Genomic DNA, 12,435 nt, shown 5'->3' with positions numbered 1-12,435 from the left:
GGGCAATGGTTTCTGTATACTCTTTTAAGGACAGTTAAGTGCGAATCGTACAAAACCGTTACTAAACGCTCGAAGGGAGGGGATTTCACAATGGCAAAGACAGTTGTTCGTAAGAACGAATCCTTAGATGATGCTCTCCGGCGTTTCAAACGGACCGTTTCTAAGAACGGAACCCTTCAAGAATACCGTAAACGGGAATTCTATGAAAAGCCAAGTGTTAAGCGCAAGCTTAAGTCAGAGGCTGCTCGTAAACGCAAGAACAAGAAGAGCCGCTTTTAATGATTAAACGTCAGTTATTGTAACTGGCGTTTTTTTATGGTTTTTATTCGTGTAGGCCTGCCCCCCTGTTTTTGGGAAAAGCGGTATACTAGATTCATTAGTTAAGGGAGGTACATGAGAAATGACACTATTAGACCAATTAAACGCTGATTTGAAGACGGCAATGAAGGCACGGGACAAACAGACCCTAACTGTCATTCGCTCGCTTAAATCGGCTGTTATGAATGAACAAATTGATTTGGGCCACGATTTAACGGATGACGAAGGGGTTACTGTCGTCGCCCGAGGCTTAAAGCAGCGTCGTGAATCACTTGCTGAATTTGAAAAGGCAGATCGGGCAGAATTGGTGGCTGATACAAAGGCCGAAATCGCAATTGTTGAACGATACATGCCGGCACAAATGAGTGCAGACGAAATTGCTGCGGTGGTTCAGGAAACGGCTGACCAAGTTGGCGCAACCAGTAAGGCGGACTTTGGTAAGTTAATGGGGGCCGTAATGCCTAAGGTTAAAGGAAAGGCCGACGGGAACCTGGTTAACCAAGCAGTCAAGGCGTTGTTAAGTTAACAATACTATTGAAGCTAACCTTAAAGACATCACGACGGAGATTACTCCGGTTGTGATGTTTTTTTGTGATGCTAACTAATTTTTCCGTCTGAAGAAGCATCGCGAAACTACATATTTCGTTTAAATATTCATTAGATGAATGACTAATAAAAAACAATTTGAATAAGTAATATAATTGTTTTTTACAATTTTTTTATATATTTTTGATGATTTATCTGTTATTTAATTAAGTTTACGGTTACACTTAGAAGTGGTTAGAACACAAGACAGTTGTTCACTACTTAATTAATATTTGTTTAATAATACACAATCAAAAAAATAAAATTTGTTGATTGATTTTTTATTGATAGGCTTTGGGGGCAATAACATGAAAACCGATTTAAACAGGATGGGTTGGCCAGGTAAAACACATTATAAACTGTATAAGTCTGGCAAAATGTGGGTCACCGCTGGGATGACACTTTTTTCGATTGGATTAGGCTTAACGGTCAGTCAACCGACGTTAGTAAAAGCGGCAACAGTAGATGACGGAACTGACGCGGAAACAACGGGGAGTTCAGTCACACCGCTCACTGAGCAAAAGGCGGTGACTTTACAATCATCAGCGGCAGACAATTCACAAGCAACAAGTGAAGCAAATTCGACAGCTAGTGCCACCACGGCTCAGTCTGCGACAAGTGCTGATTCGTCGATGGCTAGTCAAGCAACCGTAACGTCTACAACAAAGACGACAGACACACGCTCACAAACTGACACAACAACGGCAACGTCAGCCGCTAGTTCTAGTGCTGCCACGACAAGTGCCGCCGCAACAGAAACGGTTGCCAGTCAAGCGCTCGCAACACCGAAAGTCGCAACGACAGGAATTGTTACGGCCAATGACACCGTGGCAACGCCAACTGTGAGTTTAGTTACTAGTGGAACAATTTCAATGGTTTATAAAACAGGTGCGGCTAATTTGGGGCAGTTGGGCTTATATGTTAGTTCACCAACAACATCGCCAGCCAACGATGCAGCCCTATATATGCAGGATGACCCTGGCAATTATTTTGTTGACGCAAATGGAACAAAAGTTAACTTGCTGTATTTATTATTAAACGATCCTTCGGCTGAGAACTACTTGAGCATTACCTATACAGATCTTAAAGGAAATACAATAACTTATCCTGATGGAACTGATTTAACGACACTTACGGCGCCGGGTGACTATGCAATCACATTAAATGACGCTGGAAAAGGTGCAATGGAAAGCATTATTCAGTCTCCAAATAGTGTTGGACAGTATGTACTGCCCATGAGCCCGGATGATATTACGCCAACCTTTTCGGAAGGTGCAACGGACTATACTTTCCATGTAAAGATTTTGCCTGCCACCATTAAAGCTTCTGTGGAAAATAGTGGCACTAATGATATGCGGGTTTTGCAAGGAACTCAAACTTATACGGGGCAATTAACGATGATTCCGTTAATTTCTATTCGGGATGGTTCTGGTAATCAAGCCTTGATTATCTCAAACGGCAAAATTAGCAATATGGCAGCTGATATTAACGGAACCATTGGTCAAACAGTTTTGACGACGGCTGACTTTACCTATGCTTATCAAGGAACAACTAACTTAACCGGCGCAGATGTCGGGAATTACATTGCAACGTTGACACCGGCTGGTGCAGCAAAAATTCAGGCTGTATTGGGAACAAATTATGTTCTCGATGCTAATGCAACGTTTGTTAACCAAAATCCAAGTTTTATTACAGCCGCCAAATTAACAGTAGCAACTGTCCCAGCAACAATTATTTATGATGGTCAAGCACATACGCCAGGAACAGGAGTTACCAGCGGCACTAATTACGATAAGTTAGACTTCAGCTCAATTGCTACTGACGGTAGTGGTGCTACAAGTTATACCAATGCTGGCACATACACCTTAACGTATACTTTAGCTGACCCAACACAGGCGGCAATTTTAGCAAAGAACTATAAATTAACAGCAACAACTGGAACGCTGACGATCGATAAGGAACCGTTAACGGTAACCGTTGCGAATGACCAACACGTTACTTATGATGGTCAGGCTCACGGCACCACGACAAGCGTTACAAAGGGGACTAATTACGATAATTTGGTCTTTAAAGCGGTAGAAAAAACCGACGGAACAACAGCTACTGTTACTAATGCTGGCACATACACAATGACTGGGACAACAGATGCTGACGTAAGTAATTACGATGTGAGTTATATCGATGGAACATTAACGATTGATAAAGCGCCTGCCACCATTACGTTACCAAATCAGACATTGTGGGCGGATGGAACGACCAAGAACCTGACACCAACGGTAACGGGTGAAGTCAACGGTGAAAAGTTAGTCTATACAATAGATGATGGTTTATCGACCGTTGGTACGAAACAAATTACGGCAACACTTGACGCAACGGCTGCGGTTAACCAAAACTATGCGGTAACCATTACACCAGGCACATTGACGGTTGGTGACGTTGCCGTGAAATACGTTTACCAACACACGAACGCAGATGGCACAACGGTCGTTGATTCAACCGCGACCGGAACCGCTAGTCACGGGACGGATGCCAGCGCGGCTGACTATTTAAACTACACAACAACGGCGCAGCCAAAAGTGGGTTACACGCTAGTTTCTGATAATACTGGCCTACCAGCTAGTGGTCAGCTGACTGGTGAAGGTGGCACGGTCGTTTACGTTTATCAGGCCAATAAAGAAACAGCGACGGTCAAATATGTGGATGGGACGACTGGTAAGACGTTAGGCGACGTTGATACCCTGAGTGGTGATTTTGGCACAACGGATGCCTATACCCCTGCTAGTCGAATAGCCGGTTACGAACAAAAAGGGTATGCTTTAACACCATCAGGAACTGACTTTCCAGCAACCGGAGTTGTGTATGATGCTGATGGGATAGTTAAGGCGTACACGGTAACCTTGCATCATAAATGGGTGACAGTGACTCCGAATAACCCAGCTACACCGGGTCAGCCAATTGATCCAAGTAATCCAGATGGACCAAAGTATCCAGCTGGGACGGATGAGGACTCATTAAATTTAGTGAAGAAACGCATCATCCATTACACATTAGCAGATCAAACAACAAACGTCGCACCAATGACCACGCTAACAGTGACTTATACGCGTCAAGCAGTATTCGATGCGGTTACGGGTGAAGTCACTTATGGTCCATGGACTTCGGATAATAACCTTTTTCCTGAAGTGGTTCCGCCGGTTATCACAGGTTACGATAGCGACAAATTGCTCGTTGCCGCTTCGACGGCCTTTGTAACGACTCAGCCGGTTAGTGATATTTATGTTACCTACACGCCTAAACCCGTCCAAATCTTGGTGAAATACGTCGATCAAGAAACTGGCACTGTGTTGGCCACAGATATTAAGAATGGTCCGTACACATCATCGTATTCGTACGATGCAACGGCCTTGATTGCTCAGCAGGAAAACAAGGGTTATCAATATGAAAACACTGATCTTCCCACGACCGCAATTGAACTTAGTGAGTATGGGAAGGTGTACGCCTACACGGTTAACTTTACGCATAAGCGCATCACGGTAACGCCGGATAACCCAGGCACACCTGGCGAACCAATTGATCCAAACAACCCAGATGGACCAAAGTATCCGGACGAAACGGATTATGATTCATTAGAAACGTCAAGCACGCAAACAATTACGTATGTCTACACTGATGGAACGACCGCAGCACCAAGTTCAGTTCAAACGGTCACGTATAAGCGAACTGCCACAATTGATGAAGCCACGGGTGACGTTACCCATACTGACTGGGCAACGGATAAAGGGAACTATGACACCGTTGTTTCGCCAATCATAACGGGCTATAGTCCTTTGCAAAATAAAACGCAAGTTCCTGGAAGCAATGTCCCACAAGGTGATGGTGATACGACCATTAAGGTGACCTACAGAGGAAATCCGGAAAAGGCAACGGTGACGTACTTTGATCAAACGGCTAACAAACAGCTGTCCTCCAAATCGTTACCAGGTCTTTATGGTTCAACTAATTCGTATACGACTGCGGCCCAAATTGCGGCCTATGAAAAGCAGGGTTATGTGCTAGTTAGTTCTGACTTCCCAGTCGATGGGATTAAGTACGATACTGATGATGGAACGGCGAAGACCTACACGGTAACCTTAAAACATGGAACCAAGACGGTAACGCCGGATAACCCAGGCACGCCAGGTCAGCCAATTGATCCAAGCAATCCTGATGGGCCTAAGTACCCAGCCGGAACGGATTTGAAGTCGCTGGCCGAAGCAAGCACCCAGACGATTAAGTATGTTTATAAGGACGGGACCGCGGCTGCGCCAGACGCGACGCAAACAGTGACGTTTACGCGTGATTCCAAAATTGATGTCGTGACCGGCGCAGTGACGTATACCGATTGGGCATCGGCAAAGAATGCTTACGACACGCAGGTTTCGCCGACCTTAACCGGGTACACGGCTGATCAAACGCAAGTCGATGGCAGTGTTGTCACACAAAGCAATGCGGACAAAGTGGTTACTGTGATGTACACGCCAAACGCGGAGACCGCCGCAGTCAATTATGTTGATCAAAAGACCGGAAAGACTTTGACGACGGATGATCTGAGTGGTGACTACGGGACAACCAGCGCCTACACAACGGCCGAACAGATTGCTAAGTATGAACAGCTTGGTTATGTGCTAGTTAGTTCTGATTTCCCAGTCGATGGGATTAAGTACGATACTGATGATGGAACGACGAAGACCTACACGGTAATCTTTGATCATGGAACCAAGACGGTAACGCCGGATAACCCAGGCACGCCAGGTCAACCAATTGATCCAAGCAATCCTGACGGACCAAAGTACCCATCTGGGACGGATTTGAAGTCACTGACCGAAACAAGCACTCAGACAATTAAGTATGTTTATAAGGATGGGACAGTGGCGGCGCCAGACGCGACGCAAACAGTGACGTTTACGCGTGATGCCACATTCGATGTCGTGACTGGCGAAGTGACGTATACAGATTGGGCTGCTGCAAAAGATCATTATGATACGCAAGTTTCACCTGAGTTAACGGGTTACACCGCCAGTCAGGTACAAGTTGATGGTAGTGTGGTCGCTCACGGCGACGCTGATAAATCGATCACAGTGACGTACACACCAAACGTCGAAACTGCCACAGTCACCTATGTTGATGAAACGACCGGAAAGACTTTGGCGACGGATGAACTGAGTGGTGACTACGGAACAACTAGCGATTACACAACGGCCGAACAGATCACTAAGTATGAACAACTTGGTTATGTTCTGGTTAGTTCAAACTTCCCACCGACCTTGACGTACAATGTCGACGAACCACAGAATTACACGGTGACTCTAAAGCATGGCACAAAGACGGTAACGCCTGATAACCCAGGGACGCCGGGTCAACCAATTGATCCAAGCAATCCTGATGGACCTAAGTATCCAGCCGGAACGGATTTGAAGTCACTGACCGAAACGAGCACCCAGACGATCAACTACGTTTACTCAGATGGCACCATGGCAAAACCAAGCGTTAGTCAGAAAGTCACGTACACGCGATCGGCGACGGTTGATGCCGTTACAGGTGCGTTCGGTAATTATGGCGACTGGACAACCGCTAAGAATCATTACGACACCACGGTTTCACCTGAATTAACGGGTTACACCGCCAGTCAGGCACAGGTGGATGGTAGCGTGGTCGCTCATGGAGACGCCGATAAAGCGATCACAGTCACGTATACGATTAACAACGAAACCGCGACGGTGACTTATGTTGATGAGACAACCGGGAAAACGTTGACGGTGGATGATCTGACTGGTGCTTATGGGACAACTGATGCCTATACCACCGCAGAAAAGGTTGCGGCGTACGAACAAAAACACTATGTTCTGGTTGGTTCCGACTTCCCAGAAACAGGTGTTGTGTATGATCAGGATGGTGTGGCTAAGGCATACACCGTTCGTTTGAAACATCAGGTGGTTCCGGTAACCAATGCGGATGAGCTAACCAAGACAGTCACCCAAACCATTCATTATCAAGATGATGCGGGGAATCCATTAGCGCCAGATTTGGTGCGGACGATTTCGTTTACACGAACTGGTACACTTGATTTGGTTACAAACGTAGCAACGTATGGAAACTGGGCATCGACACAGGATGGTCTTGTGTTTACCGCCGAACCGGCAAAATCAATTGCTGGTTTCCATGCGTTAACGGCGGCAACAACCGTGGTTAACGTGACGCCACAAAGTGCTGACGACGTTCAAACGTTGGTTTATGCGCGTGATGAACCAGTTACGACCCCAGGTGAAACGGTCACGCCGGGGGAACCTGGGCAATTAACGCCAACAACACCGACGACGTCAGCGCCAGACAGCTCTGAATCTGGCCAGCACGAAACGGTGCCAACTACTGCAACTACTTCAGGGCAGACGAGCCGTGACCATCACGACGTTAACAACCAGCAGGTTAGTTTGCCTGAGACTGGTGAAACCAACCGGACGGAAACCTTGGCCGAACTGGTCGGTCTCTCTGCAGTCTCGTTATTGGCAGGGTTAAGCCTATTTCGTAAAAAGCATCACGAATAGACAATGAACAATGGATAAACTAAAACTGCTCTGGTCATGAAACTTGTGGCCAGGGCAGTTTTAGTTGTTCAGAACGACTAAGATTGACACATTGTTTGTTGTTAGGGGGCTTTATGCTAAAATAAGGGGTAACCACACCGGCATTATGCCTGAATATTATGGTAAAGGAGTGTCATTTTTGGCAGACAACCACGATGCGTTTGAACGGAGTTTTCGTTTATCAACACCAGATTTAGAAGCTGGCTTAGTTGGGGCCAATGACGCGAACCTAACGTTGTTGGCTGAAGGAATGGCCGTCAGAATTCACCCCTTTGGTGACCTGATTACCGTGTCCGGTGATGACGAAGATCACGTTAAGCAAACGATTCAAATTATTGATAATTTAGTTCAGTTAATGAAACAGGGCATCACGCTTAACAGTGCTGACATTGTCTCGGCAATGAACATGGCGCATAAGGACACTCTGGATTATTTCCAAGATCTCTATAAACAGACATTGTTGAAGGATGACCGTGGCCGCGCCATCCGGGTTAAAAATTATGGTCAGCGGCAGTACATTCAGTCCATTGGTCATAATGACATTACGTTTGGCATCGGTCCTGCTGGGACCGGGAAGACATTTTTGGCCGTGGTGATGGCTGTCGCTGCGTTAAAACGGGGGGACGTCGAAAAAATCATTTTGACCCGGCCCGCCGTGGAAGCCGGCGAAAGCCTTGGGTTCTTACCAGGTGACCTGAAAGAAAAGGTTGATCCTTATCTGCGGCCGATTTATGACGCGTTGTACCAGATTTTAGGCGCTGAACACACGCAACGGTTATTGGATCGTGAGGTCATCGAAATTGCGCCATTAGCGTACATGCGGGGCCGAACGTTAGACAACGCGTTTGTTATTTTAGATGAAGCACAAAACACAACGAATGCTCAAATGAAGATGTTTTTGACCCGTCTTGGGTTTGGCTCAAAGATGATTGTTAACGGTGATATTTCACAAATTGACCTCCCGCGAGGAACCCACTCCGGTCTTGTTGACGCCAATCATTTGTTACAACACATTGATCACATCGGTTTTGTAACGTTTAGCGCCGATGACGTGGTTCGGCATCCTGTTGTGGCAAGCATCATTAACGCGTACGAGAAACAAACCACAGCTCAATAGGCGTGGGTGAGATGAAAGGATAACCATGGATTTAGAAATTTTTGATCAAACAGAAGCTGGTGTGCCAGAAGCACAGTTGACGCTGATTCGCGGTGTGCTTGAGAAAGCTAGTCAAGAAATTGATTTGCCAGAAAACACGGAGATGTCCGTGACGCTGATGAATAATGACGCCATGCGTAAGCTCAACAACGAGTGCCGTGGGGTCGACAAGCCAACCGATGTCATTAGTTTTGCCATTGAAGAGGATCCTGACGACGAGGACGCCATCATCATGGATGACGAACTGCGTGCAGAGATTCCGCTAAACATCGGCGACATCATGATTTCCGTTGATAAAGTGGGTACGCAAGCAGAGTACCTTGGCCACTCGTATGAACGGGAACTTGGGTTCTTGACGATTCACGGCTTCCTCCATTTGAACGGGTTTGATCACATGGAGCCTGAAGACGAAAAGAAGATGTTTGATCTTCAACGGAAGATCCTCGATGATTATGGCCTCACCAGATAAGCGGCAGACGGACAAAAATCATCATTTCATCCAGGCCTTTTATCACGCGATCGATGGGATCATGGACACGATCCATACGGAACCAAACATGCGCTACCACCTCATCTTTGCACTGGCAGCGTTATTATGTGGGTTGATTTTGCAGATCAACCGTGTGGATTGGCTATGGATCACGCTTGCAATTTTTACGGTCATCCTCGCAGAATTTGCGAACACAATTGCGGAAGCCCTAAGTGATTTAGTGACCCAGGGCCAGTATAATCCGGCGGCCAAGCGGGTTAAGGATGTTGCTGCTGGCGCAGTGGTGGTTGCGGCAATGTTTGCCATCATTACGGGCTGTTTAGTGTTTGTACCACGGGTTTGGCAACTATTATTTTAACGTCGAAGGGAAGTTAACAAGTTATGCAGGAACAACCAGCGTTTCATTCAGGATTCGTGGCCATTATTGGTCGCCCAAATGTCGGTAAATCAACCTTTTTAAACCGGGTGATCGGCCAAAAAGTGGCCATTATGAGTAATGTGGCCCAAACAACACGGAACAAAATTCAGGGAATCTACACAACCAACACGGAACAAATTGTGTTTATTGATACGCCCGGGATTTTTAAACCCACCAGTAAACTGGATGAATTTATGGTTAATTCGGCCGTTTCAACGTTAAACGAAGTTGACGCCGTGTTATTCATGGTTAACGCTACGCAAATGCGTGGGGCGGGTGATAACTACATCATTGATCGGTTGAAGGACATTCATAAGCCAATTTACCTAGTGATTAACAAGATCGATCAAATTCACCCAGACAAATTAATGTCCGTTCTTGAACAATATAAAGACGCATTGGATTGGAAGGAAGTGTACCCAATCTCGGCGTTGCAGGGCAATAATGTTGACGAATTTTTGACTCAATTATCAGCTGATCTCCCAGAGGGGCCTCAGTATTACCCCGATGATCAAATTACGGATCACCCAGAACGATTCGTGGTGGCTGAATTGGTTCGGGAGAAGGTCCTTCAGTTAACACGTGATGAAGTTCCGCATTCCGTTGCTGTTGAAGTGGAATCCATGAAGCGTGAGACCCGGCCGGGCAAAAACGCTGATGGTCAACCAAACGAACTGGTGCACATTGCGGCCACAATTGTTGTGGACCGGACGTCACAAAAGGGGATCATTATTGGTAAAGGTGGTAAGATGTTAAAGGAAATCGGGTCACGTGCCCGGGCCGACATCGAACCGCTTTTGGGTGACCGTGTGTACCTGGAACTCTGGGTTAAGGTGGTCCAACACTGGCGTGATAAGCCATCAGCGCTACGTGAATATGGCTATAAAGCAAAAGACTATTAATTGCGTTTAGTAAGTCGTGACGGGGTCCGTTAGACCACCGTTGCGACTTGCTTGCGTTAAGGGGGTGTCACGAATGGCAACGTACCAAAACGTTTTGTTTAATGGAATCATCATGTACAGTCAGGATTACCGCGAACGTGATCAGCTGATTAAAATTTTTACCGGCGAATATGGCAAAAAAATGTTTTTCATTAAGGACGGTAAACGGCGGGGCTTTCGCCTCCACAGCGCCCTGTTACCATTTATGATGGGCGCTTACGTCGGAAACGTGAACGATGATGGTCTTAGTTTCATTAACGCTGCCAAACAAACGACCCAGTTTCGAACGATCAGTGCAGATATCAACAAGAATGCTTACGCCACGTACATTTTAAGCTTGATTGACGCGGCGTTTCGTGATGGTCAAGTGGTGCCCCAGTGGTTTTTGAAGACGCAACGGGCGTTGACACTCATTGATGAGGGGCTCGACGAACAGATCATTACGAACATTATGGAAATCCAGTTGCTGACAGCCTTTGGGGTTGCCCCTGAGTTACAGGGGTGTGCAATTTGCGGCCGGACTGACCTTCCGTTTGATTATTCGGAAGCGGCTGGTGGGCTCATTTGTCAAAATCATTTTGCGACGGATAAACACCGGCTCCACCTGGACGCCCGGACCATCTTCTACTTGCGGCAATTTTCAGTGATCGATTTAGATAAGGTAACGACGATCAACGTTTCGGCAAAAACCAAACGGGGGCTTCGGCGTGTCCTAGACTTAATTTATGATAATAGTGTCGGGTTGCACCTACGTTCGAAACGGTTTATTGATCAGATGGCGACGTGGGAGGATCAACTTGCGACGCGCGGTGAACAGCTGAAGCAGCGGGCTAAATCGGAGGAAGCACCGAAACCACCGGCGGCTTCAACAGAACCAGGTGAGCCAACGTCACATGAATCCTAGTCAGCAAAGAGAGAAGGTAACGAGATGAACAAAGCGTTAATTGTTGGTGCCTCACGTGGAATTGGCCTTGGTCTTGTTAAGGAACTGGCCCACCGCCAGTGGTCGACCGTTGGGACCGTTCGGCAAGGTTCACAGAGTGAGCTAGAGGCCTTTGCGACAGCAAACCCGGCGTTGAACGTGACAACGGCGACCGTTGACATTACGCTTGACCAAACGGTAACTGATCTTCAGCGTGAATTGGCAGAGCAACGGTTTGATTTGATCTTAGTCAATGCGGGGATCGCACCGAAAGATGTCCCAGTCAGTGAAATGCCAGCAAGTGAATTTAGTCGGGTCATGCTAACCAATGCGTTTGCACCGGTACGTTTCATTGAGCGAATGGCCCCGTTGTTGAACGCCCACGGCACGTTAGCCGTGACGTTTTCACGACAAGGCAGCGTGAGTCTTAATGTTCGTGGCGGTGATGATGTGTATCGTGCCAGTAAGGCAGCGCTAAACCAACTTGTTCGAAGCTACGGTGCATCTTCACCACAGCAAGCGCTGCTACTCCTTCATCCCGGTTGGGTCCAAACGGATCTTGGTCGCCAATCTGGGCAAGCCCCGCTAACAGTCGAGCAAAGTGCTAGCGGGCTGGCTGATGTTATTGAACGACACTTAGGCGAACCAGGCGTTTGGTTCCGTGATTATCAGGATCAAATTGTGCCATGGTAAAAAAACTAATCATCGACGATTGACAACCGTTTGTTCAATGTCTATGATGAGGGAGTTAAGTAATTTAATACCGTCGACATGGACCAAAAAGGGTCGTCGTGAGGACGTTTAGCGAGCCAGGGAGAGTGTGAGCCTGGTCATCCTTGCGAACGATTGGCATTTTGCGAGTCGACAACCAATCAAGCTGCCCGAATTCTTTTGGGAAGTAGGGTGGAACCGCGTCGATTAATTAGTCACGTCCCTACATCAACACACATTGTGTTGGTGTAGGGACGTTTTTATTTTAAAAGGA

Annotated in this window: 9 protein-coding genes; all 9 read left to right on the top strand. The window is 46.8% G+C overall.

Annotation, left to right across the window (positions count from 1 at the left end; genetic code table 11):
• The first annotated feature begins 90 nt into the window (after positions 1-90).
• The 9 genes from rpsU to ACRYI5_RS02880 all read left to right on the top strand — a co-directional run bounded on the left by rpsU (position 91) and on the right by ACRYI5_RS02880 (position 12,143).
• Positions 91-279: a 30S ribosomal protein S21 gene (gene rpsU / locus ACRYI5_RS02920; protein ID WP_017261952.1), complete on the top strand. Its 189-nt coding sequence runs from the start codon at positions 91-93 to the stop codon at positions 277-279.
• A gap of 121 nt (positions 280-400) precedes the next feature.
• Entirely contained in the window at positions 401-844 is a 444-nt protein-coding gene (locus tag ACRYI5_RS02915; protein ID WP_448224211.1) for a GatB/YqeY domain-containing protein, read from the top strand.
• Positions 845-1,211: 367 nt separating this feature from the next.
• A complete protein-coding gene (locus ACRYI5_RS02910) occupies positions 1,212-7,484 on the top strand; it encodes a mucin-binding protein (RefSeq protein WP_448224210.1) in 6,273 nt (2,090 codons plus the stop codon).
• A gap of 145 nt (positions 7,485-7,629) precedes the next feature.
• Positions 7,630-8,640, top strand: coding sequence for a PhoH family protein (locus ACRYI5_RS02905; protein WP_407879448.1), 1,011 nt, complete (start codon positions 7,630-7,632; stop codon positions 8,638-8,640).
• Positions 8,641-8,665: 25 nt separating this feature from the next.
• Positions 8,666-9,148: an rRNA maturation RNase YbeY gene (gene ybeY, locus ACRYI5_RS02900; protein ID WP_448224209.1), complete on the top strand. Its 483-nt coding sequence runs from the start codon at positions 8,666-8,668 to the stop codon at positions 9,146-9,148.
• Positions 9,126-9,527: a diacylglycerol kinase family protein gene (locus ACRYI5_RS02895; RefSeq protein WP_448224208.1), complete on the top strand. Its 402-nt coding sequence runs from the start codon at positions 9,126-9,128 to the stop codon at positions 9,525-9,527. The genes ybeY and ACRYI5_RS02895 overlap by 23 nt, the downstream gene beginning before the upstream one ends.
• A 23-nt stretch (positions 9,528-9,550) precedes the next feature.
• The gene (era, locus tag ACRYI5_RS02890) at positions 9,551-10,489 is read left to right on the top strand and encodes a GTPase Era (RefSeq protein WP_407879454.1); all 939 of its coding nucleotides are present in this window, start codon (positions 9,551-9,553) and stop codon (positions 10,487-10,489) included.
• Between the two features lie 73 nt (positions 10,490-10,562).
• Positions 10,563-11,432, top strand: coding sequence for a DNA repair protein RecO (recO, locus tag ACRYI5_RS02885; protein WP_448224207.1), 870 nt, complete (start codon positions 10,563-10,565; stop codon positions 11,430-11,432).
• 24 nt (positions 11,433-11,456) lie between these two features.
• Positions 11,457-12,143: an SDR family NAD(P)-dependent oxidoreductase gene (locus ACRYI5_RS02880; protein WP_448224206.1), complete on the top strand. Its 687-nt coding sequence runs from the start codon at positions 11,457-11,459 to the stop codon at positions 12,141-12,143.
• Positions 12,144-12,435: the final 292 nt, after the last annotated feature.

The sequence above is a fragment of the Furfurilactobacillus sp. WILCCON 0119 genome, from assembly GCF_053471565.1.
This window is presented reverse-complemented; position numbering and strand designations above follow the sequence as displayed.

What these genes read in the sequence shown, in the direction of transcription:
- recO (WP_448224207.1), top strand. Translation starts at nt 10,563, where the DNA reads ATGGCAACGTACCAAAACGTTTTGTTTAATGGAATCATCATGTACAGT.
- ACRYI5_RS02910 (WP_448224210.1), top strand. Translation starts at nt 1,212, where the DNA reads ATGAAAACCGATTTAAACAGGATGGGTTGGCCAGGTAAAACACATTAT.
- ybeY (WP_448224209.1), top strand. Translation starts at nt 8,666, where the DNA reads ATGGATTTAGAAATTTTTGATCAAACAGAAGCTGGTGTGCCAGAAGCA.
- ACRYI5_RS02880 (WP_448224206.1), top strand. Translation starts at nt 11,457, where the DNA reads ATGAACAAAGCGTTAATTGTTGGTGCCTCACGTGGAATTGGCCTTGGT.
- ACRYI5_RS02895 (WP_448224208.1), top strand. Translation starts at nt 9,126, where the DNA reads ATGATTATGGCCTCACCAGATAAGCGGCAGACGGACAAAAATCATCAT.
- era (WP_407879454.1), top strand. Translation starts at nt 9,551, where the DNA reads ATGCAGGAACAACCAGCGTTTCATTCAGGATTCGTGGCCATTATTGGT.
- ACRYI5_RS02915 (WP_448224211.1), top strand. Translation starts at nt 401, where the DNA reads ATGACACTATTAGACCAATTAAACGCTGATTTGAAGACGGCAATGAAG.
- ACRYI5_RS02905 (WP_407879448.1), top strand. Translation starts at nt 7,630, where the DNA reads ATGCCTGAATATTATGGTAAAGGAGTGTCATTTTTGGCAGACAACCAC.
- rpsU (WP_017261952.1), top strand. Translation starts at nt 91, where the DNA reads ATGGCAAAGACAGTTGTTCGTAAGAACGAATCCTTAGATGATGCTCTC.